The organism is Mycolicibacter longobardus, assembly GCF_002102265.1.
In the GTDB taxonomy this organism is placed as follows: domain Bacteria; phylum Actinomycetota; class Actinomycetes; order Mycobacteriales; family Mycobacteriaceae; genus Mycobacterium; species Mycobacterium longobardum.
Map to the genome: position 1 here is coordinate 54,613 of NZ_LQPG01000014.1, position 26,728 is coordinate 81,340.

Below are 26,728 nucleotides of genomic sequence, written 5' to 3' on the forward strand. Positions count from 1 at the left end.
ACTCACAGTGCCTCCACCCAGTTGCTCAACAGTGTCGCCCCGGCATCCCCACTCTTTTCGGGGTGAAACTGGGTGGCGGCCAACGGCCCGTCCTCGACAGCCGCCAGGAACGGTACCTGATGGGTTGCCCAGGTCACCAAAGCCTCAGGGCGGCCCTCCCAGCGCTGCGCGGCGTAGGAGTGCACGAAGTAGAACCGGGTGTCGGCGTCCAGCCCGGCGAACAGTGTGCTGCCCGGTGCCGCGTCGACGACGTTCCAGCCCATGTGCGGGATCACCGGGGCGTCCAGCCGGGTGACCGCACCCGGCCACTGGCCGCAGCCGGTGGTGTCCATCCCGAACTCCACACCGTGGGCGAACAGAATCTGCATGCCGACGCACACCCCCAACACGGGGCGCCCGCCGTGCACCCGCTCGGCGATGATCTTCTCGCCGTGCACCTTGCGCAGTCCGGCCATGCACGCCGCGAACGCCCCGACACCCGGAACCAGCAGACCGTCGGCGGCGGCCGCGGCGTCGGCATCCGCGGTCACCTCGACGTCGGCACCGGCCCGCTGCAGGGCGCGCTGGGCCGAGCGCAGGTTTCCGGAACCGTAGTCCAGGATCACCACCCGGGGTTTCGCGGTCACAGGGCACCTTTGGTGGACGGCACACCCGTCACCCGGGGGTCGGGTTCCACGGCCTCGCGCAGCGCACGCGCGACCGCCTTGTACTGAGCTTCGGTGATGTGGTGCGGGTCGCGCCCGTAGAGCACCCGCACGTGCAGCGCGATACGCGCGTTGGACGCCAGGGTCTCGAACACGTGCCGGTTGATGACGGTGTGGTAGGGCACCTGCGATCCGGCAATTGTGGTGTGCTGCAAGTGGTCCGGCTCGCCGGTGTGCACGCAGTAGGGCCGCCCGGACACATCGACGGCAGCGTGGGCCAGCGTTTCGTCCATCGGGATGAACGCGTCGCCGAACCGGCGGATGCCTTTCTTGTCGCCGAGCGCTTCACCCAGCGCCTGCCCGAGCACGATCGCGGTGTCCTCGACGGTGTGGTGCGCTTCGATCTCGACGTCGCCGCGGGCCCGCACCGTCAGGTCGAAGCTGGCGTGGCTGCCCAGCGCGGTCAGCATGTGGTCGTAGAACGGGACCCCGGTGTCGATGTCGACGATCCCGGTGCCGTCCAGGTCGAGTTCGACCGTGATCTCGGATTCGCGGGTGGTGCGTTCCACCCTGGCGCGGCGGGTCATGTTGCTCCTAGGGGTGTTTGGGCCAGTTCGGTGGCCGCAAGTTGTCGGCTGGCGGCGAGCAGCGCGTCGTTCTCCTCCGGCAATCCGGTGGTGGCTCGCAGGTATCCGGGGATACCGACGTCGCGGATGAGGATGCCGGCGTCCAGGTAGTGCTGCCAGGTCGCGGGTGCGTCGGCGAACCGGCCGAACAGCACGAAATTGGCGTCGCTGGGAATGACCCGAAATCCCATGGCGGTCAGTGCCACCGAGACGCGTTCCCGCTCGGCGACCAGCTGCGCGACGCTGCCCAGGGTGTCGTCGGCGTGCCGCAGCGCGGCGCGGGCGGCCGCCTGAGTGACCACCGACAGGTGGTAGGGCAGGCGCACCAGCAGCATCGCCTCGATCACCGCGGGGGCCGCGATCAGGTAGCCGAGCCGGCCACCGGCGAACGCGAACGCCTTGCTCATGGTGCGGGTGACGATCAGCTTGACCGGGTAGTCCGCGATCAGCCCGATGGCGCTGGGCTCGGAGGAGAATTCACCGTAGGCCTCGTCCACGATCACGATCCCCGGCGCGACGTCGAGCAGGCCACGCAGATCCTGCAGCGAGATGCTCTGCCCGGACGGGTTGTTCGGCGAAGCGACGAACACCACATCGGGCTTGTGCTCGGCGATGGCCGCAGCGGCCACGGCAACGTCCAGGCCGAAGTCGTCGGCCCGGTTCGCGGCCAGCCACCGGGTCTGGGTGCCGTCGGAGATGATCGGGTGCATCGAATACGACGGGACGAACCCGATCGCGCTGCGGCCCGGCCCGCCGAACGCCTGCAGCAACTGTTGCAGGATCTCGTTGGAACCGTTGGCCGCCCAGACATTCTCCGGCCCCACCGCGACACCGGTCTGGGTGCTCAGATAACCGGCCAGGTCGGTGCGCAGCGCCACCGCGTCACGGTCGGGATAGCGGTGCAGTTCGGCTGCGGCCTCCCGCACCGAACGGGCGACGTCGTCGATGAGCGCCGTGCTCGGCGGGTGCGGGTTCTCGTTGGTGTTGAGCCGCACCGGAACGTCGAGTTGCGGTGCGCCGTAAGGTGATTTGCCGCGCAGGTCATCGCGCAACGGCAACTCCGCCAGCGTGATGTCACCGCCCGGCCGCTGGTCGGTGCCGGTCACTGCTCGAACCTCCTGCGGACCGCTTCGCCGTGCGACGGCAGGTCCTCGGCTTGGGCCAGCGCGATCACGTGCCCGCTGACGTCCTTGAGCGCGGCCTCGGTGTAGTCGACGACGTGAATGCCGCGCAGGAAAGTCTGCACCGACAGCCCGCTGGAGTGCCGTGCGCTGCCCGCGGTGGGCAGTACGTGATTGGAGCCGGCGCAATAGTCACCGAGACTGACCGGCGCATACGGTCCGACGAAAATGGCTCCAGCCGAACGGATCCGGGCCACCACCGCGGCGGGGTCGGCAGTCTGGATCTCCAGGTGCTCGGCGGCGTAGGCGTTCACCACGCGGATGCCGGCGTCCAGGTCGTCGACCAGCACGATCGCCGACTGGGGTCCGGACAGCGCCGTGGTCACCCGCTCCCGGTGCACGGTGGTCTGCAGCTGAGCCGTCACCTCACGGTCGGTGGCGTCGGCCAGTTCGGGACTGGTGGTGACCAGCACGCTGGCGGCCATCTCATCGTGTTCGGCCTGGCTGATCAGGTCGGCGGCCAGATGCGCCGGGTTGGCGGTGTTGTCGGCCAGGATGGCGATTTCGGTGGGGCCGGCTTCGGCGTCGATACCGACCTGCGAACGGCACAGTCGTTTGGCGGCGGTGACGTAGATGTTGCCGGGCCCGGTGATCATGTCGACCGGCGCCAGCTCACCTTGATCGGTGTCGGTGCCGCCGTAGGCCAGCAGCGCCACCGCCTGCGCACCACCGACCGCCCAGACCTCCTCGACACCGAGCAGCCGGGCCGCGGCCAGGATCGTCGGGTGTGGCAGGCCGTCGAAAGCCGCCTGCGGCGGGCTGGCGATCACCAGCGAGTCGACACCGGCGATCTGGGCCGGGACGACGTTCATCACCACGCTGGACGGGTAGACAGCGTTGCCACCCGGCACGTACAGACCTACCCGATCGACCGGAACCCAGCGTTCGGTGACGGTGGCGCCCGGAGCCAGGGTGGTGGTGGTGTCAGTGCGCCGCTGGTCAGCGTGCACCGCGCGGGCGCGGGCGATCGCCACCTCCAAGGCGGTCCGCACGGCGGGGTCCAGCCCGGCCAGCGCGGCGTCCAGCGCCGCACCCGGGACCCGGACGGTGGCCGGTCGTACCCGGTCGAAGGATTCCCCGAACTCCAGGGCGGCGGCGGCTCCGCGCTCCGCGATCGCCTCGACGATCGGGCGCACCCGCGGCAACACCGCCTCCACGTCCACACCGCCGCGCGGCAGCACGGAGCGCAGCCGGGCCTTCGACAGCGAAGACGGGTCCGACTGCTCGGTGCCGCGCAGGTCGATGCGTGCCATCAGGCCGGTGTTCACGTCGTCCATTCTCCCAGAGGGCCTCAAGTCAATATCGCAGCGCCGGGACGACCCGCCGGGCACCCGCCCCGCGGCTAGGCTGGTCCGCAGCTGTGATCTCGCGAACGGAGGCGCCGGCATGTCCACCAAGGACCACCCCAAGAGCGTTCCCGGAGTGCCCTACGTCTTCCCCGACTGGCTGGACTACCTGCAGCGCACGATCGAAAGCCCCGTGGTCAGACGATTCCACCTGCCCACCTTCGCGGTGATCGACCATCGGGGCCGCAAGTCCGGCAACCCGTACCGGACCGTGGTGCGTGCGTTCTGCAGGGGTCCGCGGCTGGCGGTGCTGCTCGGTCACGGCAAGGCCGACTGGGTCAGGAACGTGCTGGCCGCCGGCGAGGCCGACGTGCATCTGTTCCGGCGCGACGTACGCGTCACCAATCCGCGGATCGTGCCGGTCGGCGGCGACACCAGTGGCCTGCCGTGGATCGCCCGGGTGGGCGCACGGTGGGTCGGGATACTGGTCGCAGATATCACCTGAAACACCACGAGAAACGGAGTCCCCATGGCTGTCGACAAGAGTGCCGACGACACCTCCAAGCTGCCTTCGGTGTTCCCGGCATGGACGGACCGCTTGCAGATCAAATACGTGAATCCGGTGGTCAAGCCGCTGTCCCGGTTCCTGCCGGGCGCGTCGGTGATCAGGCATCGCGGGCGCAAGTCCGGTAAGCCCTACGAGACGGTGGTGACGACCTACCGCAAGGGCGACCAGCTGGCGATCGCGCTGGGCCACGGCAGGACCGACTGGGTCAAGAACGTGCTGGCCGCCGGCGAGGCCGACGTCCGACTGTTCCGCCGCGAACTGCACCTGGTCAACCCGCGGATCCTGCCGGCCGGCTCAGGCGACACCTCGCTGCCGTTCGCGGTGCGGTTGCAGAACCGCAAGGTCGCGGTGCTGGTCACCGACGTCAGCAGCTGACGCACACCCGGCGAGGGTTACATATCCAGGCCGATGTCGAGCACCTGCACCGAATGGGTGAGCGCACCCACGGCCAGATAGTCGACACCGGTGGCCGCGTAGGCGGCCGCGCTGTCCAGGGTCAGCCCGCCTGAGGACTCCAGCAGCACGCCGGGTGCGCGGGAATCGCGCCGCTGCACCGCCATCTGGGTCTGCCAGACCTCGAAATTGTCCAGCAGCACCAGCTCGGGCCCTTCGGTGAGCACCTCGTCGAACTGCTCCAGGGAATCCACCTCGACCTCGCAGGGCACCTCGGGGGCGGTCGCCCGGACCGCGCGCAGCGCCGCAGCCACCGATCCCGCCGCGGCGACGTGGTTGTCCTTGATCAGCGCGGCGTCCCCCAGCCCCATCCGGTGGTTGACCCCGCCGCCGACGCGCACCGCGTACTTCTGCAGCACCCGCAGGCCCGGCAGCGTCTTGCGGGTGTCGCGGATGCGCGCCGACGTGCCGTCCACCGCGTCGACCCATGCCGCGGTGGCGGTGGCGATCCCGGACAGGTGGCAGACCAGGTTGAGCATGGTGCGTTCGGCGGTCAGCAGGCCGCGGGTGTCGGCCTGCAGGCGCAGGACCGACTCACCGGCCGCCAGCCGGGCCCCGTCCGCCACCCGGTTCAGCACCCGGTAGCCGTCGGTGCCCAACACCTCGTCGAGCACCAGCAGGGCCAGGTCGACCCCGGCGATCACCCCGGCCACCCGAGTCACCATGGCCGCCTCTGCGACGGTGTCGGCGGGCACCGTCGCAGCGGTGGTGACATCAGGTCCGTAACGCAGGTCCTCGTCGAGAGCCCGGGCGATGATCTGCCGCGCCTCGTCGAGTTCGGTCTGCGAAAGTGCCATCGGCAGCGTCATGACGCCACCCCCGCGGGTGCGACCAGGGCGACCGCGCCGTCATGCAGCCGGACCGTAGAACTGCGGGCCTGTCCGGGGTCGGCGGCGCGGTGGTCAGCCCGGTGGTGACAACCCCGGCTCTCGGTGCGCGCCGACGCCGCCACCGCGACCACCCGGGCCGCCAGTGTCAAGGCCGCGTCCTCGGCACCGGTCCGGTCGACGGCCTGGCGTGCACCGGCGGTCGAGAGCAGTTCCTCCAGCTGCGCCAGCCCGTGGGCGTCACGGACCACCGAGGCGTCGCGAGACATCGCCTCCTGCAAGTGTTTCCGGTCCAGCGCTGGGTGCCAGGCCGGCTCGGGCGGGCCGGCCTGGACGCGGCCGACGGCTACCGCGTGGGCGGCCGCCGCCGTCCCGGCACGGTCACCGACCACCAGGCCTTCCAGCAGGCTGTTGGAGGCCAGCCGGTTCGCGCCGTGCATGCCGGTCCGGCCGACCTCGCCGGCGGCGAACAGGCCGGGCAGCTCGGTCCGGCCGTTGACGTCGGTGACGACGCCACCGCAGCTGTAGTGCGCGCCCGGAACCACCGGGATCGGTTGGGCGACCGGGTCGATGCCGGCCTTGCGGCAGGCCGCGGTCACGGTCGGGAAGCGGCCTTCGAACCCGTCGATTCCGCGGGCGTCGAGGTAGACGCAGGCGTCACCGGTCTCGCGGATCCTGGCGTCGATGGCCGCCGCCACCACGTCGCGCGGAGCCAGGTCGCCCATCGGGTGCACTCCTTCGGTGATGGAGGCGCCCCGGGCGTCGATCAGCTTCGCGCCCTCTCCACGGACCGCCTCGGTGATCAACGGCCGGCGACCGCCGGTCGCGCCGCCGGTGGCGGCGGCCAGCATGGTCGGATGGAACTGGATGAATTCCAGGTCGCTGACCGCCGCCCCCGCCCACAGCGCCAGGGCCAGCCCGTCCCCGGTCGCACCGCCGGGATTGGTGGTCGCCCGGTACAGGTGGCCCAAGCCTCCGGTGGCCAGCACCACCGAGGGGGCGTGGATCACGCCGACACCGTCGGCATTGGCCACCAGCACGCCGGTGACCGCATCGGCGTCACGCAGGATCTGCAGCACCACCTGGCCGCAGCGGATGTCCAGTCCGGCCGCGGCGTGGTCCAGCGCGCGCTGCACCTCGGCTCCGGTCGCGTCCCCGCCCGCGTGAATGATGCGGCGCCGTGAGTGCCCGCCCTCGCGGGTGAGCGCCCAGTTCCCGTCCGGATCCCGGTCGAATCGCGCGCCGGCACCGGCGAGGTCGGTGACCGCGCGATAGCTGTCGGCCACGATCGAGGTCACCGCGTCGCGATCGCACAAGCCGCCGCCGGCGGCCAGGGTGTCCGCGACGTGGGCCTCCACCGAGTCGTCGGTGCCGGGCAGCACCACCGCGATCCCGCCCTGGGCGTAGTGCGTCGCGGTGGCCGCCGAGCCGGCCACGGATTTGCTGAGCACCACCACGTCGCGCCCGGCCCGGTGCGCGGCACGGGCCGCGGCCAGCCCGCCGACGCCGGTGCCGATGACGACGACATCGGCCCGCTGCTGCCAGCCGGGACTTCTGGTCACTTGCTGACCGGGACGGAGTGTCCGATCGAGATCATCCGCTGCACACTGCGCGCCGCCAGCCGTGCCGTCTCGGCGTCGACATGGATCTCGTCGGCGCCCTCGGTCAGGCTGCGCAGCAGGGCCGCCGGGGTGATCATCTTCATGAACTTGCAGGCCGCCTTGCGGTTGACCGCCTCGAAGTCGACCTGCGGTGCCGCCTTGCGCAGCTGGTGGATCATGCCGACCTCGGTGGCGACCAGCACCTTGCGGGCCCCGGTACGTGCGGCCTCCTCGAGCATGCCGCCGGTGGAGAGGATCTTGACCTGGTCTTCGGGGAAGTGGCCCTCGCTGACCAGGTACAGCGATGACGTCGCGCAGCCGCATTCGGGGTGCACGAACAGCTCGGCCTCCGGGTTCGCCCGCGCCTTCTCCTCGAGTTCGTCGCCGTTGATGGCCGCGTGCACATGGCATTCGCCCGCCCAGATGTGCATGTTCTCTCGCCCGGTGACTCGCTTGACGTGCTGGCCCAGGAACTGGTCGGGCAGAAAGAGCACCTCGCGGTCCGGGTCGATCGCGTTGACCACGTCGACGGCGTTGGACGAGGTGCAGCAGTAGTCGGTGAGCGCCTTGACCGCCGCCGTGGTGTTCACATACGAGACCACGACCGCGTCCGGAAACTCGTCGCGCCAGGCCCGCAGTTCCTCGGCGGTGATCGAATCGGCCAGCGAGCAGCCCGCCCGCGTGTCGGGCAGCAACACCATCTTGTCCGGCGAGAGGATCTTGGCGGTCTCGGCCATGAAGTGCACGCCGCAGAACACGATGGTGTCCTCTGCAGCCGTGGCCGCGATGCGCGCCAGGGCCAGGGAGTCCCCTACGTGGTCGGCGATGTCCTGGATCGCCGGCAGCTGGTAGTTGTGCGCGAGGATCGTCGCGTTGCGTTCTTCCTTGAGCCGGAGGATCTCGGCCACCCACTCATCGTCGGGCTCGATACCGCTGTAGCCGGCCGGAGAGTTGACGATGCGGTCGGCCAGGCTGCCCGCCTGCACACCGCTGTCGGTGAGGGTGGTCATGGGGTGACTCCTCTCAAAACAGGTTTTCGACTTATAATCGAAAACGTGGTCCATACTAGCACCGCGCATGAAGTACTCACCGTCGTCTTCCAGGTTGGCGGCCTTGACCAGCGACGCCCGCGGCTCAACGTGCTGCTGTGGCAACGCGCCCGCGAACCGCAATCGGGCAGGTGGTCGCTACCGGGTGGCCTGCTGCGCAACGACGAGGATGTGACGGCCTCGGCGCGCCGCCAACTGGCCGAGAAGGTCGATCTGCGTGAAATCGCCCACCTTGAGCAGCTGGCTGTGTTCTCCGACCCAGGCCGGGTGCCCGGCGTGCGCACCATCGCCTCGACGTTTTTGGGCCTGGTGCCCTCCCCCGCCGACCCGGAACTGCCGGGTGACACCCACTGGCATCCGGTCGACGACCTGCCGCCGATGGCCTTCGACCACGCGCCCATGGTGGCACACGCCCGCAGCCGGCTGGTCGCCAAGATGTCCTATACGAACATCGGATTCGGTTTGGCTCCAACGGAATTCATCCTGTCGACGTTGCGTGACATCTACAGCGTGGTACTGGGGTACCAGGTCGACGCCACCAACCTGCAGCGGGTGCTGGTTCGCCGCGGGGTGATCACCCGTACCGGCACCACCGCCCGTTCGGGCCGCAGCGGGGGGCGGCCGGCGGCCCGGTACCGGTTCACCGAGTCCGAGCTGCGGGTCACCGACGAATTCGCGGCATTGCGGCCGCCGGGGTGAGTCGGACTGGATTCTTAACGACGTCTTAAGCAACAATGTCCCGGTGGAATTCAACAGCCTGGCCCGTGAGGATTCTGTCGAGTGGATCGGGCAGGCCCCGCATGAGCCTCTGCAGCCCGGCGATCGCCCCCTGCAGCCTGCTCAGGACCCGTTCTACGAACCGCCGGCGGGCTTCCACCATGCCCTGCCCGGCACGGTGCTGCGCTCCCGCGACGTCGAGCTGGCCTTTCTGGGCCTGATCCCGCAGCGTCTGCACGCCACCCAGCTGCTCTACCGCACCACCGACCGCAACGACATCCCGCAGGCGGCGGTGACCACGGTGCTGGTGCCCACCGACCGCGACCCGGCCCGGCCGTGTCCGATCGTGTCGTATCAGTGCGCGATCGACGCGGTGGACGGCCGTTGCTTCCCGTCCTTCGCGCTGCGCCGACGCGCCAGGGCGCACGGGGCGTTCACCCAGTTCGAATACCTGCTGATCGCCGCCCTCCTGTCGCGGGGCTGGGCGGTGTCGATCCCCGACCACGAGGGCCGCGACGGCCACTGGGGGGCACCGTTCGAGCCGGGCTACTTCGTGCTCGACGGCCTGCGCGCCGCACTGGCCAGCGAACAACTGGGACTGTCCACTGAGGCCCCGATCGGGCTGTGGGGCTACTCCGGCGGCGGCCTGTCCACCGCATGGGCGGCCGAGGTCTGCGACGGCTACGCCCCCGACCTCAACATCGTCGGCGTCGCGCTCGGCTCGCCGGTCGGCGACCTGGGCAACACCCTGTTGCGGCTGAACGGATCGTTCTGGTCCGGCCTGCCGGCGCTCATGATCGCCGCCCTGCGGCGGGTCTATCCCGAACTCGACAAATTCGTCGAAGACCACGCCACCGCCGACGGACGTGCGCTGATGCGCATGTTGGAGTCGACGAGCACCGCGGTCGCGGTGCTGCGGCTGCACCACCGTTCGCTGAGCTCCTACATCGACAAGCCGCTGGACGAGCTGGTGGAGACCCCGGTGGTGCAGCACGTCTTCAACGACACCAGGCTGGGATCCCTGGCGCCGACCCCGCCGGTACTGATGCTGCAGGCCATCCACGACCAGGTGATCCACGTCGACGACATCGACACCCTGGCCCAGGCTTACATCGCCGGCGGCACGCGGCTGACCTACCACCGTGACCTGCTCAGCGAGCACATCACACTGCACCCGGTGTCGACGCCGATGGTGCTGGACTGGCTGGCTGACCGGTTCGCCGATCGGCCGTTGCCGCAGTCCCCGGTCCGCAGCGACTGGCCGGCGCTGCTGAACCCCAAGACCTACCTCGGGCTGATCCGCCTGGGCCTGGTGGCGGCGCGAGTCGTCACCGGCGGGGCGGGATGACGCCTTCGGCTGTGACCGTCGGAGCGGGCGTCAGCGGCTGCCTCGCGGGCTCGGGCGGATAACCGCCCAGGTCATCGCGGGTGCTCCAGGTGGCGCACACGCCGTACACCAGGGCCGCCGTCGCCGCCGGCAACAGCAATGAGGCCGCCACCTGCAACGGCGTGTGCCCGAAGAACACCGGCGGTCCCTCCGCGACGTAGTGCACCCGGTGCTCGGGTGTCACCGGTGCGGCGTCGACGTCGATGGTGCCGTAGCGGCGCCGGACCATGACACCGCCGGTCAGCACCGCCAGCGTCGCCGCCGCGCTCAGTCCCGCCGACAGGGCCGCGATCATGCCCGGGCCCCGATGCGCCCGCCATTGCCACACCAGCGCGGCCGACACCACCGCCAGCACGCCCAACAGCCCGAGCAGCAGAGACGGCGCCACGAAGAAGTGTTCGGCCTCGTTGCCCAGGTAGGCCTGGACGCGTTCCCCGCCGCGGGTGAGTGCCACCACGCCGTGGATGGGTGGGGCGATCCACGCCCACAACGCACCGATCGGCAGGCCGGTGGCGGCCAGTCCGGCGGCGACGATCAGGCCGGCCTGCCGCCGCGTCATACGCGGGCGGCCGCTGCCCGGCTGCGGCGCCGTCATCGCCGGGGGTCCAAGTCGGTCGAATCCACCAGGCCGTGCCGAGAACACTTGGCCCACCAGCCATCCGGTCGCACCTGCACCATCATCCGGCGCCCGCAGGCGGCGCAGAACCGGGGTGGCTCCAGACCCAGCTGGGCGGCCGTCGGCAGCGATCCACCGGCGGGATCCTCGATCTGCACGCCGGTGTAGACGTTGTAGACGCCGGCTCCCAGCGGAGTGGGCAGGTCGCGGACCATTACAGGGTGGCGTTGAGTGCCTTGATCGGCATCTGCAGGTCGTCGAGCAGTTCCAGGTCGGTCTCGGCCGGACGGCCCAGCGTGGTCAGGTAGTTGCCGACGATGATGGCGTTGATGCCGCCCAGGATCCCCTGCTTGGCACCCAGGTCGCCCAACGTGATCTCCCGGCCGCCGGCGAAGCGCAGCATGGTGCGCGGCAGCGCCAGCCGGAAGGCGGCCACAGCCCGCAGCGCGTCGGCGGCGGGCAGCACCTCCAGGTCACCGAACGGGGTGCCCGGGCGCGGATTGAGGAAGTTCAGCGGCACCTCGTCGGGGTTCAGCTCGGCCAGATCGGCGGCGAACTCCGCGCGCTGCTCCAGCGTCTCCCCCATACCGAGGATGCCGCCGCAGCAGACCTCCATGCCGGCCTCGCCCACCATCCGCAGGGTCTCCCACCGCTCTTCCCAGGTGTGGGTGGTGACGACGTTGGGGAAATGCGACCGGGCGGTCTCCAGGTTGTGGTTGTAGCGGTGCACACCCATGGCGGCCAGCTGGTCCACCTGTTCCTGGGTCAGCATGCCCAGTGAACAGGCGATCTGGATCTCGACCTCGTTGCGGATCGCCTCGATACCGGCGGAGACCTGGGCCAGCAGTCGCTCGTCGGGCCCGCGCACCGCAGCCACGATGCAGAATTCGGTGGCGCCGGTCTTGGCGGTCTGCTTGGCGGCCTCGACCAGGCTGGGAATGTCGAGCCACGCGCTGCGCACCGGCGATTGGAACAACCCCGACTGCGAACAGAAGTGGCAGTCCTCCGGGCAGCCACCGGTCTTCAGGCTGATGATGCCCTCGACCTCGATCTCCGGGCCGCACCAGCGCATCCGCACATCGTGGGCCAGAGCCAACAGCTCCTCGAGCCGGTCGTCGGGCAGTTGCAGCACCTCGAGGACCTGATCCCGCCGCAACGCCTCGCCGCGCTCGAGTACCTGTTCCCGCGCCAGCGCCAGGATGTCGTCGGTCACGCGTGCTCCCCTCAGAACTTGAACGGTGTTCAGGTTAGGGTAGCGGGGTGCAGCTGCACAAACCTGACGTGGTCGCCGCGGCGACCACCATCCTGGACGACTACGGCATCGCCGACCTGTCGATGCGCCGGCTGGCGCGCGAGCTCAACGTCAGCCCCAGCGCGCTGTACTGGCACTTCGCCAACAAGCAGCAATTGCTGGGTGCGGTCGCCGACCGGGTGCTGGCCCCGGCCTGCGCAGACCCCGGGCCGGGCAGCTGGCAGTGGCGCATCCAGACGGTGGGCGAACGCCTGCGCGACGCGCTGCTGTCCCACACCGACGGCGCCGAACTGGTGTCAGCGAGCCTGGCCGCGGGACAGTCCCAGGCGGCCACCGAGATCGTCGCCCTGCTGGCTGCGGCGGCCACGGCTGCGGGCGTACCCCTCGATCAGGCCGAGCAGGTGGGGCGCACCGTCGTGTACTACGTCTTGGGGTTCACCGCCGACGAGCAGTCCCGGCTGCAGTGGGACGCCGCCGGAGCAGCCGAGATCTCGTCCGACGCCGACCCGGGCAGCGCCTTCGCGTTCGGGCTGGGCTTGCTGATCGACGGACTGGCGATGCGGGCCGGGATCACCGTTGGCTGATCGGATATTCGGTGCGGGCGTTGCCGTCCCACCGTCGCAACCCGACAAACCGGCCGGCGATACCGGACCGGCCGGCGATCCGCTGAGCCCGGCCCAACTGGGCCGGCCCGACCCGGCGGGCCAGCGTGACGTGGGCGGTCCACTCGCCGGGCAGCACGTTGGGCATGGGGCCCGGTATCAAGTGCGGTGCACACAGCCGGTGCACTTGGGCGTGCAGGTCGAGTAAGGAGACGGTCGGCACCACCAGCCGTGCCAGCACTCCGTGTGATCGGCCGAAGATCAGCGTCGCACCCAGGGTGCAGCCGACCGGCAGCCGTCCGACGACCCCGGACAGCGCCGCGTCGACCTGCGGATCGATGCGCTGGGCTACCGCCAGGGTGACGTGCGGACGGCTGGCCGGCGCCTGGCTGGGCACCCCGGCGGCGGCCAGGTCGGCCCAGATCCGCCGGATCACCGTCTCGGTGTCGGGATCGAAGACCAGCTCTATCGAGTGCACCACTGCTCAGCCCACCAGGGTGCGTACCCAGTCGAGATCGAACGCGGCCCGGCTCATGGCGGCGAACTCCGCGACGCCCAGCGCTGCCGACCCCGCCGGCAGCACGGCACGCACCGGCGCCAGCCGGGCCAGTGCGCGGCGATTGCCGGCCGCAGCCGGCCCGGGCTGCTCGGGCCAGCTGCCGATCACCAGTCCCGCACATGAGAGCCCTTGTCCGGCAAGTGCTTCCAGAGTCAGTGCGGTGTGGTTGAGGGTGCCCAGTTCGGCGGCCACCACCACCAGCACAGCGGCGTGCAGGTCGACGGCCAGACCACGCAGGGTCACCCCCTCGGCGCCCAGCTCCACCAGCAGACCCCCGGCGCCCTCGACCAGGGTCAGCCGCCCGGGGCGGTCGGCGGCGCGGATCATCGCCAGCAGCCCGGCGCGGGTGGGCAACGCCATCCCGGCCTGCTCCGCGGCGGCGACCGGGGCCAGTGGCTCCGGGTAGCGGGCGGACCCGAACAATTCGGTGACCCCGGACAGTCGGCCGACCTCGGCCAGGTCGTCGTCGCCGTCGGCGGTGCCGGTCTGTACCGGCTTGCACACCGCCACGTCCAGGCCCGCCTGGCGGGCACAGCCGGCCAGGGCGGCGGTGGCGATGGTCTTGCCGACCCCGGTGCCGGTGCCGGTGATCACCAGGACGGTCATAGCGGCATAGCGGGGTGCGCGCGCAGGACCTCGCGCAGCACCCGGCCGGCCAAGTCCAGCTCGTCGGCGGTCAGGGAGGTCCGCGCGGTCAGCCGCAGTCGCGACGTCCCGGCCGGCACGGTGGGCGGCCGGAAACAACCCACCCGCACCCCGGCGTCCAGGCAGGCGGTGGCAGCAGCGACAGCCCGTTCGGCGTCGCCGATGATGACCGAGACCACCGCCGATTCCGGCTGTTGGCGGACGCCGCAGATCTCGGCCAGCACGCCGGCGTTCCGCAATACGTCGGCAGCGCGGGACGGCTCGGCGGCCAACACCCCGAGCGCGGCCGACGCGGCGCCCAGGGCCGCCGGGGCCAGCCCGGTGTCGAAGATGAACGTCCTGGCGGCGTCGATCAGGTGATCACGGACGGCGACCGGTCCCAGCACCGCACCGCCCTGACTGCCCAGCGCCTTGGACAGCGTCGTCGTCACCACCACGTCGGGCGCCCCGGCCAGCCCGACCTCGTGCACCAGCCCGCGGCCACCCTCGCCGCGCACGCCCAGCGCGTGCGCCTCGTCGACGATCAGCAGCGCCCCGTACCGGCGGCACACCTCGTGCAGGTCACGCAGCGGCGCCAGCGCACCGTCGGCGCTGAACACCGACTCGGTGAGGACCACGGCGCGGTCCTCGGCGCGGCCGGCCAAGGCCGCGGCGACGGCGTCCACGTCGCGGTGCCCGGTGACGACGACCCGCGCCTTGGACAGTCGGCAGGCGTCCACCAGAGAGGCGTGACAGTAGGCATCCGACACCACCACCGAACCCGGCCCGGACAGGCTGACCACCGCGCCGAGGTTGGCGGTGTAACCGGAGGAGAACACCAAACCCGCAGGCGCACCGACGAAGTCGGCCAGTTCCTGTTCGAACTGCTGATGCAGTTCGGTGTTGCCGGTCACCAGCCGCGATCCGCCGGCGCCGCCGCCCCAGGTGCGCAGGGCCTCGATACCGCCGGCGATGACCGCCGGGTGGGTCGACAGCCCGAGATAGTCGTTGGACGCCAGGTCCAGCTCGGTGGCCACCGCCGGCCGCACCCGCAGCGAGCGTCGCAGGCCCGTCTGACGGCGCTGCTGTTCCACCTCGGCCAGCCAGGCCAGTGGCGACAGATCCGTGCGGGTCACGCGACGCTCCTGTGCGGTCTCAAGACGACTTGAACACCGTTCAGGTTAAGGCATGCACCACGTCCACCATCGCGGCGCCGATCCGGGCGACCTCCTCGGGCGTACAGACGTAGGGCGGCATCGCGTACACCAGGTTGCGGAACGGGCGCAGCCACACCCCCTGGGCCAGCGCCGCCGGGGTGGCCACCGCCAGGTCCACCGGCTCCCGGCATTCGATGACCCCGATGGCGCCGCACACCCGCACGTCGGTGACGCCGGGCAGGTCGCGGGCCGGTTCCAGGGCGGCGGCCAGCCCGGCGCCGATCCCTGCCACCGTCGCGCGCCAGTCCTGGGCCAGCAGCAGTTCGGTGCTGGCCACCGACACCGCGCAGGCCAGCGGGTTGGCCATGAAGGTGGGGCCATGCATGAGGGCGCCGGCCTCACCGCCGCTGATGGTGTGGGCGATCTCGGTGCTGCACAGGGTGGCGGCCAGGCTGAGGTAGCCGCCGGTGAGTGCCTTGCCCACGCACATGATGTCGGGGCTGACGCCGGCGTGATCGGCGGCGAACAGCTCACCGGTGCGTCCGAATCCGGTGGCGATCTCGTCGAAGACCAGCAGCACGCCGTGGCGGTCGCAGATCTCGCGCAAATCTGCCAGGTAGCGCGGATCGTGGAAGCGCATGCCGCCGGCGCCCTGCACCACCGGCTCCACGACCACCGCCGCCAACTCGTCGCGGTGCCGCGTCAGCTGCGCCTCGAACGCGGAGCTGTAGGCCGGGTCATAGTGACGGGGCACCTGTGGGGCGAACACCTGCGCTGCCAAGACGTCACGCCACAACGAATGCATGCCGCCGTCGGGGTCGCAGATGCTCATCGGGGTGAACGTGTCGCCGTGGTAGCCGCCGCGCCAGGTCATCAGCCGGTGTTTGCCGGGCCGGCCGCGGGCGCGCCAGTATTGCAGCGCCATCTTGACGGCGACCTCCACCGACACCGATCCCGAGTCGGAGAAGAACACCGTGTCCAAGCCGGCCGGGGTGATCTCCACCAGCAGCTGCGCCAGCCGGGCCGCCGGTTCGTGGGTGAGCCCGCCGAACATGACGTGGCTCATGGTGGCCAGTTGCGCCGTGAGCGCGGCATCCAGGTCCGGGTGCCCGTGGCCGTGGATCGCGGTCCACCACGAGCTCATGGCGTCGAGCGCATCGACCGGCGTGCCGTCGACGACCAGAGTCAGATATGCGCCGCGGGCGGCCAGGGCCACCGTCGGCGCAAGCGTCTCGGCGCCGATGGTGCTGTAGGGGTGCCACAGGTGTGCGGTGTCGATCGCGCTGATCTGCTCGGGGCTCAACGCGGACATGCCTGACGACAGTAGTGGCCGGCGGCATCACCATTGGGTCACAGGTTGCGCAATTTCTCCCCGCGACGGCGAAAGGCGCGTATTCGGCCGGTAGCCTCTGTGGCAGAAGTGACGAATGAGGCTGCCGTGACTATCGGCCAAGAAGGGGGATGTTCTCTATGAAACGCGTCTGCGCCACCGCGATCGCACTGACGGCTGCACTGGCCCCGGTGCTGAGCGCCGCCCCCGCCGGCGCTGACCCGATCTCGCAGTCCGGGCAGAGCCAGCTCATCGAGCGGGTGATCCAGCGTGCGCTGTCCCAGCGCGGGGTGCCGTATGTCTACGGCGGCGGCGACATCAACGGCCCGACCAACAGCGCGCGGGCCAGGGCCGCCACCACCCGAAGCGCCCTGACCGACCCCACCGCCCGCACCGCCCTGCCGAGCGGCCCCGTCACAGCCGGCAGCACCACCCCGGGCCTGCCGGGAACGACCCCGGCCCCCACCGAGGACATCCCGGACACCACCACCGTCGGTTTCGATGCGTCCGGCCTGATCCAGTACGCGTTCGCCGGTGCCGGGATCAAGATGCCGCGCACCTCCGGCGAACAGTGCAGCGTCGGACACAAGGTCCCGCCCGCGCAGGCCCGCGCCGGCGACCTGCTCTGCTACGGGCCGGGGGGGACCCAGAGCGTCGCGCTGTACCTGGGCAACAACCAGATGATCGAGGGGACCAGCCCCGCGGTCGCGGTGTCGCCGGCCCGCACCTCCAACATGGTCCCCTACCTGACTCGGGTGATCTCCTGACCGACTCGGTCGACGTCACACCGGTTGGAATGCGGTTCCTACAGGCTGGTTAGGTAGATTATCGGGCGATCATGATTGCCCTGTCCCCGCCTCGACCGGCGGCAACACCTGTTGCGCGGCCCGCGTCCGGATCCGTTCCGGCCCCGGCGGCTGCTGCGGTCATGGGCACCCGCAAGGAGGGCTTCTACCGTCACGACCTCGACGGCCTGCGCGGCGTCGCGATTGCGTTGGTGGCGGTCTTCCACGTCTGGTTCGGGCGGGTGTCCGGCGGGGTGGACGTCTTCCTGACGCTGTCCGGTTTCTTCTTCGGCGGCAAACTGCTGCGGGTCGCACTGAACCCGGCGTCATCACTGTCGCCGGTGCCGGACCTGATCCGGCTGATCCGCCGGCTGCTGCCCGCCCTGGTGGTGGTGCTGGCCGCGTGCGCGGTGCTCACCATCTGGATCCAGCCGCAGACCCGCTGGGAGACCTTCGCCGACCAGAGCCTGGCCAGCCTCGGCTACTACCAGAACTGGGAGCTGGCCCGCTCCGCCGCCGACTACCTGCAGGCCGGCGAAGCGGTCAGTCCCCTGCAGCACATCTGGTCGATGTCGGTACAGGGCCAGTTCTATCTGAGCTTCCTGCTGCTGATCTTCGGCTGCGCGTTCCTGTTCCGGCGCCCGCTGCGCGCACACCTGCGGACCGCATTCGTGGTGCTGCTCACGTCGCTGACCGTCGCCTCGTTCTGGTATGCGATCGTCGCGCACCAGGCCAACCAGTCCCTGGCCTACTACAACAGCTTCGCGCGGGCCTGGGAGCTGTTGATCGGCGCGCTGGCCGGGGCGCTGGTTCCCTACATCCGCTGGCCGATGTGGCTGCGGACCGCGGTCGGCACCCTGGCGTTGGCCGCGATTCTGAGCTGTGGGGCGTTGATCGAGGGTGTGCGGGAGTTCCCGGGCCCGTGGGCTCTGGTGCCGGTGGGTGCGACGGTCGCGTTCATCCTGGCCGGGGCCAACCGGCAGGCAGATCCCAGGACTGGCGCGAAGCTGCCGTGGCCGAACCGGTGGCTGGCAGCGCGACCGCTGGTGACGCTGGGTGCGATGGCCTATTCGCTGTACCTGTGGCACTGGCCGCTGCTGATCTTCTGGTTGTCCTACACCGGGCACCGCCACGCCAGCCTGCTGGAGGGCACGGTCATCCTGCTGCTCTCCGGCGTGTTGGCCTATCTGACCACCCGGTTCGTCGAGGATCCGCTGCGCTACCGTGCGCCGGCCGGCGACGCGGCGTCCGCCCCGGTGGTGCGGCGTCGGTGGCGCAAGCCCGCGGCGGGCTGGTGGCGGCGTCCGACGATGGTGCTGGGCTCCACGGTGGTGCTGCTGGGGGTGGCGCTGACGGCGACGTCGTTCACCTGGCGGGAGCACGTCACCGTGCAACGCGCCAACGGCACCGAACTGGTCCGGCTCAGCAAGGACGACTACCCGGGCGCCCGCGCGCTGCTGAAGCACCGGCGGGTGCCCAAGCTTCGGATGCGGCCCACCATCCTGGAGGCCAAGAAAGACCTGCCGCGCTCCACCCGGGACGGATGCATCAGCAACTTCACCAATCCGGCGCTGATCAACTGCACCTACGGCGATATGGAGGCGACCCGGACCGTCGCGTTGGCCGGCGGATCGCATGCCGAGCACTGGCTGCCCGCGCTGGACATCCTCGGCCAACGGCACCATTTCAAGGTCGTGACCTACCTCAAGATGGGCTGCCCGCTGTCCACCGAGAAGGTCCCGCTGATCATGGGCAACAACGCCCCCTACCCGCAGTGCTACGACTGGGTGGGCAAGACGATGGACAAGTTGATCGCCGACCATCCCGACTTCGTGTTCACCACCGCCACCCGGCCGTGGAACATCAAACCCGGTGACGTGATGCCGGGTACCTATATCGGCATCTGGAAGAAACTGTCCGACAACCACATTCCCATTCTCGGGGTGCGCGACACGCCGTGGCTGGTGCGCAACGGCGACCCGTTCCAGCCGGCGGACTGTCTGGCCTCCGGCGGTGACGCGGAGTCCTGCGGCATCAAACGCTCCGAAGTGCTCGTCGACCGCAATCCGACACTGGATTTCGTCGAACGGTTCCCGCTGCTCAAGCCGCTGGACCTGTCCAACGCCGTATGCGACACCGACATCTGCCGGGCGGTGGAGGGGAATGTGCTGATCTATCACGACTCTCATCACCTCTCGGCGACCTACATGCGCACCATGACCGGTGAGCTCGGCCGGCAGATGGGTACGGCAACCGGCTGGTGGTGAGCCCGGCCGCGCTCGTCGGTAGATGCCGGGAAAGCGGATAAGGTCGAGCGGTGTCGTCGGCTGAGTCGGGCGCGGAACCCACACCGGGCCCGTCCGCGCCCACGGTCTGGCCCGGCCACAGCTATCCCCTGGGGGCCACCTACGACGGCGCCGGCACCAACTTCGCGGTGTTCTCCGAGGTCGCCGAGCATGTCGAACTGTGCCTGATCGACGCCCGCGACAACACCGAAACCAGGATCGACCTGGACGAGGTGGACGGCTACGTGTGGCACGCCTATCTGCCCGGTGTCGAGCCCGGCCAGCACTACGGCTTCCGGGTACACGGACCTTTCGACCCGGCCGCAGGCCAGCGCTGCGACCCCGGCAAGTTGCTGCTGGACCCGTACGGGAAGGCCTTCCACGGCGACTTCGACTTCGGCCCGGCGCTGTTCTCCTACGACCTGGCCGATCCCGATGGTGACGCTGCTCCCCCGGCGCTGGACTCGTTGGGTCACACCATGACCAGCGTGGTGATCAACCCGTTCTTCGACTGGGCGACCGATCGGTCACCCGGCACCCCGTACCACGAGACGATCATCTACGAGGCGCATGTCAAAGGCATGACCCAGACCCATCCGGGGATCCCGGCGGAGTTGCGCGGCACCTACGCCGGGCTGGCACACCCGGTGATCATCGATCACCTCAAGTCGCTGAACGTGACCGCCATCGAGCTGATGCCGGTTCACCAGTTCCTGCACGATCAGCGACTGTTGGAGTTGGGGCTGCGTAACTACTGGGGCTACAACACGTTCGGGTTCTTCGCGCCGCACAACCAGTACGCGGCGAGCCGCCAGGCCGGCGGTGCGGTGGCGGAGTTCAAGGCGATGGTGCGTGCGTTCCACCGGGCCGGCATCGAGGTGATCCTCGACGTGGTCTACAACCACACCGCCGAGGGCAACCACCTGGGGCCCACGCTCAACTTCCGCGGCATCGACAACGCCGCCTACTACCGCCTCGACGAGTCCGATCTGCGGCGCTACACCGACTACACCGGCACCGGGAACAGTCTCAACGCCCGCCACCCGCACACTTTGCAGCTGATCATGGACTCGCTGCGCTACTGGGTGACCGAGATGCACGTCGACGGCTTCCGCTTCGACCTGGCCTCCACGCTGGCGCGGGAACTCCACGACGTCGATCGGCTGTCCGCCTTTTTCGATCTGGTGCAACAGGATCCGGTGGTCAGCCAGGTCAAGCTGATCGCCGAGCCGTGGGACGTCGGCGAAGGCGGCTACCAGGTGGGCAACTTCCCCGGGCTGTGGACGGAATGGAACGGCAAGTATCGCGACACCGTGCGCGACTACTGGCGCGGCGAGCCGGAGACCCTCGGCGAGTTCGCCTCCCGGCTGACCGGTTCCTCGGACCTGTACGAGGCGACCGGTCGGCGGCCCAGCGCCAGCATCAACTTCGTCACCTGCCACGACGGTTTCACGCTGCAAGATCTGGTGTCCTACAACGAGAAACACAACGACGCCAACGGCGAGGACAACCGCGACGGGGAGAGTCACAACCGATCGTGGAACTGCGGCGTCGAGGGCCCGACAGACGATCCCGCCATCTTGGAGTTGCGCGCCCTCCAGGTCCGCAACATCATGGCCACGCTGCTGATCAGCCAGGGCACCCCGATGATCCTGCACGGTGACGAGATGGGCCGGACCCAGCTCGGCAACAACAACGTCTACTGCCAGGACTCGGAGCTGTCCTGGATGGACTGGACGCTGGTCGAGAAGAACACCGATCTGCTGGCCTTCACCCGGGCTATGACCACACTGCGCACCGCGCACCCGGTGTTCCGCAGGCGCCGGTTCTTCGAGGGCCGGCCGATCCGCGGCGGCGACGAAGTCCGTGATATCGCCTGGCTGACCCCGGCCGGACACGAGATGACCCAACACGATTGGGGCAGCGAATTCGGCAGGTGCGTCATGGTTTTCCTCAACGGCGAGGCGCTTCCCGAGCCCGATGCGCGCGGCCAGCGGATCATCGACGACTCATTTCTGTTGTGCTTCAACGCCGGCGAGACACCGGTCGAGTTCGTCACCCCGAACACCGACTACGCACAGGGTTGGGCCGCGGTGATCGACACCGCCCACCCGGCCGGCAGCACCGACCTCGCCGTCGATGCCGGCCACGCGATCACGGTGGCGGCACGCTCGCTGATCATCCTGCAGAAGAGCAGGTGAGCCAGTGGCTCGCAGCCCGGTGCTGTCGACCTATCGGCTGCAGCTGCGCGGTCCCGACGGCTTCAGACTCACCTTCGCCGACGCCGAGAAGCTGCTGGACTACCTGGGTGCCCTGGGGATAACGCATCTGTACCTGTCCCCGATCCTGACCGCGACGCGCGGCTCCAGCCACGGCTATGACGTCACCGATCCCACGACGGTCTCCGCCGAGCTCGGCGGTATCCAAGGGTTTCGCGGCCTGTCCGCCGAGGCGCGTGCCCGGGGCATGGGCCTGATCGTCGACATCGTTCCCAACCACGTCGGGGTCGAGGTGCCCGCACAGAACCCTTGGTGGTGGGACGTGCTGCGGCACGGGCCCGCATCGCGTTATGCCCGCTTCTTCGACATCGACTGGGAACTCGGTGCCGGCCGGATCGTGCTGCCGATGCTGGAGTCCGAACAGGATCTGGCCGGTTTGACCCGCGACGGCGACACGCTGGTGCTGGGCGGCCTGGTGCTGCCGATCGCCCCCGGAACCACCTCCGGCAGTGCGGCGGAAATGCTCGAACGCCAACACTATCGACTGGTCGACTGGCGCAGCGGCGCATGCGGCTATCGCCGGTTCCTGACGATCAATTCCCTTGCCGCGCTGCGCCAGGAGGACGAGCAGGTCTTCGCGCTGACGCACCGGGAGGTAGCCCGTTGGTTCACCGAAGGCCTGGTCGACGGGGTACGCATCGACCACCTCGACGGACTGGCCGACCCCGCCGGCTATCTGCGCCGACTGCGCGAACTGATCGGACCGGACGCCTGGATCGTCGTCGAGAAGAATCTGGCCGCGGACGAAGCCCTGGAGCCTTCCCTGCCGGTCGCCGGAACCACCGGCTATGACGCGCTGCGCCTGATCGGCGGGGTCTTCATCGACCCCGACGGAGCACCGGCGCTGACCACCCTGGCCGCCCCGTCGGCGGTGGGCCCGCTCCCCGAACTGCGGGCCGCCGCCGCGTCCGGGCTGAGCAACGACATGCACCGTCTGCTCCGCTGCATCAGGGCCGCGGCCGGATGCGACCATGCCCGGCTGGCGGAGGCACTGGCCGCGGTGCTCGGCCGTATCGGGGTCTACCGCTGCGACTATCTGACCACCGAACCGGCGCTGAGCGATGCGATGGCCCAAACCGCCACGGCTGCACCGGAACTCGCGACCCCGCTGGCGATCATCAGCACCGCGGTGGCCGCCGGGGGCGAGGCGGCGGTGCGGTTGCAGCAACTGGCTGTCACGGTGGTTGCCGGCGCGGTCGAGGGCCGACTGTTCCATCGGGACGCCCGGCTGGTGTCCCTGAACGAGTTCGGCGGTGATCCGCTGCGCTTCGGGTGCAGCACCGCGGAGTTTCACACCGCCCTGGCCGGCCGCGAACACCGCTGGCCGCACGCGATGACCACGGTGTCGACCCACGACACCCTGCGCGGCGAGGATGTCCGGGCCCGCATCGGGGTGCTCTCCCAGGTGCCCGGCCGGTGGGCCGACGCCGTCGCCCGCTGGGAGTCCAGGGTCCCACCTCCCGATGCAGCGACGGGACTGTTCCTGTGGCAGAACATCTTCGGGGTGTGGCCGGCCGACGGATCCGTCACCGGAGCATTGCGAACAAGGCTGCACACCTACGCCCGCAAGGCGGTACGGGAGGCGGGCCGGCGCAGCTGCTGGCAGAACCCTGATCTCGCATTCGAGGAGGCCGTCGGCGACTGGCTCGACGCCGTGCTCGACGGATCGGTCGCCGGCGAGATCACCGAGCTGGTGGCGCGTCTGCAGTCGCATGCCCAAAGCGATGCACTGGGCCAGAAGCTGCTGGCCCTGACCGTACCCGGAGTCCCGGACGTCTATCAGGGGACCGAGTGCTGGGACGACAGCCTCACCGACCCGGACAACCGCCGCCCCGTCGACTTCGCCGCCCGCCGCGCCGCGCTGGTGGAGGCCCGGCATCCGAAGATGCGAATTGTGCGGGCCGGCCTGCAGTTGCGCCGCGACCGGCCGGACACCTTCCTGGGCGGTGGTTATCGGCCCCTGCTGGCGGCGGGACCGGCCGCCGACCACGTGGTGGCCTTCCAGCGGGGCGACGATGTCGCGGTGGCGGTCACCCGCTGGACGGTCCGGTTGGGCGAAACCGGGTGGCGGGACACCGAGATGGCACTGTCCGGCGGCCAGTGGACCGACCGGCTGACCGGCCGGCGCTGGGCGGATGCCGCACCTACCGCCGCCTTGTTCGCCGAGCTGCCCGTGGTTCTGCTGGAACGCACCTGACGTTGGCTATGTGGGTCACTCAGCGGGCAACAAGTCCGTCACGTCGCTGTGCAGTTGCGCCAAGCCTCGGTCGAAGGTTGCGAGTCGACCGTTGTGGGATCTGGCCAGTTGCGCCAGATACGCGTCAGTCACCTGCCGATGGCCGATGATGCCGGTCAGCGTGACATCGGTGAACGGCAGGCTGTCCGGCCAGAACTCGTGCCGTGGATCGCGTGCCACGGCACCGACGAGTTCCCGCGCGGTCGCGGCCGTCTGCCCTGCTCTGAGCAACAGGCGAACCAGGCTGCCTTGCGTCATGGGACACGTTGCGAAGCCGGAACCGTTGGCGGCAAGCCACCGCTCCGCCGGTCGGTGGTGGACATGGTCCTCGACCAGCAGCGCCACCAGCACGTTGGCGTCGAGCAACGTGGTCAACCCTCGTCCTCCAGGGATCGGACATCCTCCGAGGTCACCACGGTCCCGAGATGTATCACCGGCAGCCCGGTGAGCTGACTTTCCTGCACGCGCGCGACAGCACCCTGACCCAGACCGCGCCGCATCAGCTCGGCGATCGTCTCGCTCATCGTGCGGCGAGTATCCCGCGCAATCGCCTGCGCCTGTCGGTGCAGGTCGTCGGGCAGATCCACGGTTGTCCGCATCTGAACATCGTAGCATCCATGCATCAAGATGCTCCCCCCACCAACACAGATTCTGTGATACTGTGAAACAGTGAAAAATATCACCGTGGCCGTACCCGACGCGGTATATCGCCAGGCACGGATTCGCGCCGCAGAAGCCGGCACGTCCGTCAGCGGCCTCGTTGCCGAATTCCTGAATTCGCTGTCCGAGCGCGAGGCGGAGTTCGCCCGACTGGAGGCAAAGCAGCGGCAGGTCCAGCGCGGAATCCGCCGGTTCCGGGCGAGTGATCGGCTCAGCCGCGATGAGGTTCACGACCGTGCGATTCGTTGACACCAACGTGCTTCTCTACGCGATTTCGCGTGATCCAGACGAACAGGTCAAAGCCGACCAAGCAAACGCGATCCTGGCGTCCCGGGATGTGGCGCTGTCTGTGCAGGTGCTACAGGAGTTCTACGTCCAAGCCACCCGGATCAGCCGCAGCGACGCGCTCAGCCATGAGGACGGCACCGCACTGGTGGAATCGTTCCTGCGATTTCCCGCCGCGCCGATCACCTCGGAGCTGATGCTGGCAGCACTCGACAGCCATCGACGATTTGAGATCTCATATTGGGACGCCGCGATCCTCGAGGCCGCTCGCGCCTTGGGATGTGCGGTGGTCCTCTCCGAAGATCTCGCCGACGGGCAGGACTACGCCGGCGTACGGGTGGAAAACCCGTTCCGCGCTACCTGACTTCGGCTACAGCAGGTAGCGGTATGCAGCCGACCCCGGCTCCAGAGGCTCGACATGGATCTCAGTGGTACGCATCCGGGACAGCAGTCCGTCGAGGTCGGCCGCCGAGCTCAGTTGCACGCCGACCAGTGCCTCGCCGGTCTCCCGGTTGTTGCGTTTGACGTACTCGAACAGGGTGATGTCATCACCGGGCCCGAGGACCTCGTCGAGGAACCGCCGCAGGGCGCCCGGCTCCTGGGGGAAGTCCACCAGGAAGTAGTGCTTGAGGCCCAGATGCACCAGCGAGCGTTCCAGGATCTCGCCGTACCGGGAGACGTCGTTGTTGCCCCCGGAGATCAGGCACACCACCGTCGAGCCGGGGGCCAGATCGGCCTCCAGCAGGCCGGCCACCGACAGGGCGCCCGCGGGCTCGGCGATGATGCCCTCGTTCTGGTAGAGGTCGAGCATCGCGGTGCAGACCGCGCCTTCGTCGACGGTGGTGACCGACACCATGTCACCGGCCGCGGCCAGCGTCGCGTACGGCAGCGCCCCGGCACGCCTGACTGCGGCACCGTCGACGAACTGGTCGACGTGGTCCAGGGTCACCAGTTCGCCGGCGGCCAGCGCCGCCATCATCGAGGCCGCACCGGCCGGCTCGATGCCCAGCACGGCGGAGTTGGTGGTCCGCTCCGCCAGGTAGGTGGTGATGCCGGCGATGCAGCCCCCGCCGCCGACCGGAACGACCACCAGATCCGGCGCCGTGCCGAGCTCTCCGAGTTGGTCGAGTATCTCCACGGCGATGGTGCCCTGCCCCGCCATGGTCCGCAGGTCGTCGTAGGGTGGCACCAGGGTGGCGCCGGTACGGGCGACATCGGCCAGGGCCGCCTCCGCGGCCAGATCATAGGTCGCCCCGCCCACGATCAGCTCGATGAATTCCCCGCCGTGATAGCGGATCCGGTCGCGCTTCTGCTTCGGTGTCTTGGCCGGCACGTAGACCCGCCCGTGGATGCCCAGCGAGCGGCAGGCGTAGGCGAAGCCCTGCGCGTGATTGCCGGCTGACGAGCACACCACGCCGGCGGCGATCTCCTGCTCGCTGAGCTGCACCAGCAGGTTGTAGGCGCCACGCAGCTTGTAGGACCGCACCGACTGCAGGTCTTCGCGCTTGAAATACACGTCGGCTCCGGTGAGCGCCGACAGCCGGTCGCTGTGCTGCAGCGGGGTGGGTGCCACCACGCCGGCGATCCGCTCGGCCGCCGCGTCGATGTCGGCCGCCGTCAACGGACCCTTCGCGGGGTCTGTCGAGGGGTCCAAGTCGGGAGCACTCCGGTTCTGGCGCAGTTCGGCGGACACCGCAATATGGTGTCACCCAGCAGCGG

The 26,728-nt window shown here is 69.6% G+C and carries 28 protein-coding genes; 11 read left to right on the plus strand and 17 right to left on the minus strand.

Features of this window, described 5'->3' with window-relative positions:
• Positions 1–2: 2 nt before the first annotated feature.
• From hisH to hisD, 4 genes are read right to left on the minus strand one after another with little or no spacing between them, the layout of a single operon-like run.
• On the minus strand, positions 3–626 hold the full coding sequence (gene hisH, locus AWC16_RS07870) for an imidazole glycerol phosphate synthase subunit HisH (protein WP_085264191.1): 624 nt from the start codon (positions 624–626) through the stop codon (positions 3–5).
• Complete coding sequence (gene hisB, locus AWC16_RS07875) at positions 623–1,231, minus strand: imidazoleglycerol-phosphate dehydratase HisB (protein WP_085264192.1); 609 nt, start codon at positions 1,229–1,231, stop codon at positions 623–625. Before hisB ends, hisH begins: the two co-directional genes overlap by 4 nt.
• Positions 1,228–2,376 (minus strand): histidinol-phosphate transaminase, encoded by a 1,149-nt coding sequence (locus tag AWC16_RS07880; RefSeq protein WP_085264193.1) that lies wholly within the window; start codon positions 2,374–2,376, stop codon positions 1,228–1,230. The genes hisB and AWC16_RS07880 overlap by 4 nt, the downstream gene beginning before the upstream one ends.
• Positions 2,373–3,728 carry a histidinol dehydrogenase gene (gene hisD, locus AWC16_RS07885; protein ID WP_085264194.1) on the minus strand — a complete coding sequence of 452 codons (1,356 nt, stop codon included), beginning with the start codon at positions 3,726–3,728 and terminating at the stop codon, positions 2,373–2,375. Before hisD ends, AWC16_RS07880 begins: the two co-directional genes overlap by 4 nt.
• Before the next feature lie 109 nt (positions 3,729–3,837).
• On the opposite strand from hisD, the gene AWC16_RS07890 reads away from it, so the two are divergent.
• Together AWC16_RS07890 and AWC16_RS07895 are read left to right on the plus strand one after the other, a co-directional pair.
• Positions 3,838–4,242 (plus strand): nitroreductase family deazaflavin-dependent oxidoreductase, encoded by a 405-nt coding sequence (locus tag AWC16_RS07890; RefSeq protein WP_085264195.1) that lies wholly within the window; start codon positions 3,838–3,840, stop codon positions 4,240–4,242.
• A 24-nt stretch (positions 4,243–4,266) separates the two neighbouring features.
• Positions 4,267–4,680 carry a nitroreductase family deazaflavin-dependent oxidoreductase gene (locus AWC16_RS07895; protein WP_085264196.1) on the plus strand — a complete coding sequence of 138 codons (414 nt, stop codon included), beginning with the start codon at positions 4,267–4,269 and terminating at the stop codon, positions 4,678–4,680.
• 17 nt (positions 4,681–4,697) lie between these two features.
• Here AWC16_RS07895 and nadC read toward each other — a convergent pair whose 3' ends face one another.
• From nadC to nadA, 3 genes are read right to left on the minus strand one after another with little or no spacing between them, the layout of a single operon-like run.
• Entirely contained in the window at positions 4,698–5,567 is an 870-nt protein-coding gene (gene nadC / locus AWC16_RS07900) for a carboxylating nicotinate-nucleotide diphosphorylase (RefSeq protein WP_207572278.1), read from the minus strand.
• On the minus strand, positions 5,564–7,147 hold the full coding sequence (locus AWC16_RS07905) for an L-aspartate oxidase (protein WP_085264197.1): 1,584 nt from the start codon (positions 7,145–7,147) through the stop codon (positions 5,564–5,566). The genes nadC and AWC16_RS07905 overlap by 4 nt, the downstream gene beginning before the upstream one ends.
• Entirely contained in the window at positions 7,144–8,196 is a 1,053-nt protein-coding gene (nadA, locus tag AWC16_RS07910) for a quinolinate synthase NadA (protein WP_085264198.1), read from the minus strand. Before nadA ends, AWC16_RS07905 begins: the two co-directional genes overlap by 4 nt.
• A gap of 45 nt (positions 8,197–8,241) precedes the next feature.
• Here nadA and AWC16_RS07915 point away from each other — a divergent pair, with 45 nt between their 5' ends.
• Complete coding sequence (locus tag AWC16_RS07915; RefSeq protein WP_085264199.1) at positions 8,242–8,934, plus strand: NUDIX hydrolase; 693 nt, start codon at positions 8,242–8,244, stop codon at positions 8,932–8,934.
• Between the two features lie 43 nt (positions 8,935–8,977).
• The gene (locus tag AWC16_RS07920) at positions 8,978–10,300 is read left to right on the plus strand and encodes a lipase family protein (protein ID WP_085264200.1); all 1,323 of its coding nucleotides are present in this window, start codon (positions 8,978–8,980) and stop codon (positions 10,298–10,300) included.
• Here AWC16_RS07920 and AWC16_RS07925 read toward each other — a convergent pair.
• Genes AWC16_RS07925 through bioB form a run of 3 tightly spaced genes read right to left on the minus strand, consistent with a single transcriptional unit; the run spans position 10,281 to position 12,183 of the window.
• A complete protein-coding gene (locus AWC16_RS07925) occupies positions 10,281–10,934 on the minus strand; it encodes a DUF2567 domain-containing protein (RefSeq protein WP_085264201.1) in 654 nt (217 codons plus the stop codon). The genes AWC16_RS07920 and AWC16_RS07925 overlap by 20 nt on opposite strands.
• Positions 10,931–11,170: a biotin synthase auxiliary protein BsaP gene (gene bsaP / locus AWC16_RS07930; protein WP_085264202.1), complete on the minus strand. Its 240-nt coding sequence runs from the start codon at positions 11,168–11,170 to the stop codon at positions 10,931–10,933. The genes AWC16_RS07925 and bsaP overlap by 4 nt, the downstream gene beginning before the upstream one ends.
• The gene (gene bioB / locus AWC16_RS07935; RefSeq protein ID WP_085264203.1) at positions 11,170–12,183 is read right to left on the minus strand and encodes a biotin synthase BioB; all 1,014 of its coding nucleotides are present in this window, start codon (positions 12,181–12,183) and stop codon (positions 11,170–11,172) included. The genes bsaP and bioB overlap by 1 nt, the downstream gene beginning before the upstream one ends.
• Positions 12,184–12,215: 32 nt before the next feature.
• Here bioB and AWC16_RS07940 point away from each other — a divergent pair, with 32 nt between their 5' ends.
• Positions 12,216–12,791, plus strand: a complete 576-nt coding sequence (locus tag AWC16_RS07940) for a TetR/AcrR family transcriptional regulator C-terminal domain-containing protein (RefSeq protein WP_085264204.1) — start codon at positions 12,216–12,218, stop codon at positions 12,789–12,791.
• Here the strand turns inward: AWC16_RS07940 and AWC16_RS07945 are convergent.
• Genes AWC16_RS07945 through AWC16_RS07960 form a run of 4 tightly spaced genes read right to left on the minus strand, consistent with a single transcriptional unit; the run spans position 12,778 to position 16,461 of the window.
• Positions 12,778–13,290: a 2'-5' RNA ligase family protein gene (locus AWC16_RS07945; protein WP_085264205.1), complete on the minus strand. Its 513-nt coding sequence runs from the start codon at positions 13,288–13,290 to the stop codon at positions 12,778–12,780. The two genes, AWC16_RS07940 and AWC16_RS07945, sit on opposite strands and share 14 nt — an antisense overlap.
• A 3-nt stretch (positions 13,291–13,293) precedes the next feature.
• On the minus strand, positions 13,294–13,974 hold the full coding sequence (bioD, locus tag AWC16_RS07950) for a dethiobiotin synthase (RefSeq protein ID WP_085264206.1): 681 nt from the start codon (positions 13,972–13,974) through the stop codon (positions 13,294–13,296).
• Entirely contained in the window at positions 13,971–15,128 is a 1,158-nt protein-coding gene (locus AWC16_RS07955; protein ID WP_085264207.1) for an 8-amino-7-oxononanoate synthase, read from the minus strand. The genes bioD and AWC16_RS07955 overlap by 4 nt, the downstream gene beginning before the upstream one ends.
• A gap of 40 nt (positions 15,129–15,168) precedes the next feature.
• Entirely contained in the window at positions 15,169–16,461 is a 1,293-nt protein-coding gene (locus AWC16_RS07960; protein WP_109561327.1) for an adenosylmethionine--8-amino-7-oxononanoate transaminase, read from the minus strand.
• A 158-nt stretch (positions 16,462–16,619) separates the two neighbouring features.
• On the opposite strand from AWC16_RS07960, the gene ripD reads away from it, so the two are divergent.
• From ripD to treY, 4 genes are all read left to right on the plus strand, one after another.
• Positions 16,620–17,246 (plus strand): NlpC/P60 family peptidoglycan-binding protein RipD, encoded by a 627-nt coding sequence (gene ripD, locus AWC16_RS07965; protein ID WP_085264209.1) that lies wholly within the window; start codon positions 16,620–16,622, stop codon positions 17,244–17,246.
• A 71-nt stretch (positions 17,247–17,317) separates the two neighbouring features.
• Entirely contained in the window at positions 17,318–19,531 is a 2,214-nt protein-coding gene (locus tag AWC16_RS07970; RefSeq protein WP_109561328.1) for an acyltransferase family protein, read from the plus strand.
• A 50-nt stretch (positions 19,532–19,581) separates the two neighbouring features.
• Positions 19,582–21,750 (plus strand): glycogen debranching protein GlgX, encoded by a 2,169-nt coding sequence (glgX, locus tag AWC16_RS07975; protein ID WP_085264211.1) that lies wholly within the window; start codon positions 19,582–19,584, stop codon positions 21,748–21,750.
• Positions 21,751–21,754: 4 nt separating this feature from the next.
• A complete protein-coding gene (treY, locus tag AWC16_RS07980) occupies positions 21,755–24,025 on the plus strand; it encodes a malto-oligosyltrehalose synthase (RefSeq protein WP_234812171.1) in 2,271 nt (756 codons plus the stop codon).
• Between the two features lie 15 nt (positions 24,026–24,040).
• On the opposite strand, the gene AWC16_RS07985 is transcribed toward treY, so the two are convergent.
• Both AWC16_RS07985 and AWC16_RS07990 read right to left on the minus strand, forming a co-directional pair.
• Complete coding sequence (locus AWC16_RS07985) at positions 24,041–24,430, minus strand: TA system VapC family ribonuclease toxin (protein ID WP_272937809.1); 390 nt, start codon at positions 24,428–24,430, stop codon at positions 24,041–24,043.
• Between the two features lie 5 nt (positions 24,431–24,435).
• Positions 24,436–24,663: an antitoxin gene (locus tag AWC16_RS07990; RefSeq protein ID WP_085264262.1), complete on the minus strand. Its 228-nt coding sequence runs from the start codon at positions 24,661–24,663 to the stop codon at positions 24,436–24,438.
• Positions 24,664–24,748: 85 nt separating this feature from the next.
• Here AWC16_RS07990 and AWC16_RS07995 point away from each other — a divergent pair, with 85 nt between their 5' ends.
• Together AWC16_RS07995 and AWC16_RS08000 are read left to right on the plus strand one after the other, a co-directional pair.
• Positions 24,749–24,973 carry a hypothetical protein gene (locus tag AWC16_RS07995; protein WP_207572279.1) on the plus strand — a complete coding sequence of 75 codons (225 nt, stop codon included), beginning with the start codon at positions 24,749–24,751 and terminating at the stop codon, positions 24,971–24,973.
• Positions 24,960–25,373, plus strand: coding sequence for a PIN domain-containing protein (locus AWC16_RS08000; protein WP_207572280.1), 414 nt, complete (start codon positions 24,960–24,962; stop codon positions 25,371–25,373). The genes AWC16_RS07995 and AWC16_RS08000 overlap by 14 nt, the downstream gene beginning before the upstream one ends.
• A 6-nt stretch (positions 25,374–25,379) precedes the next feature.
• Here the strand turns inward: AWC16_RS08000 and ilvA are convergent, their stop codons facing one another.
• Complete coding sequence (ilvA, locus tag AWC16_RS08005) at positions 25,380–26,702, minus strand: threonine ammonia-lyase IlvA (protein WP_409370660.1); 1,323 nt, start codon at positions 26,700–26,702, stop codon at positions 25,380–25,382.
• Between the last annotated feature and the right edge of the window lie 26 nt (positions 26,703–26,728).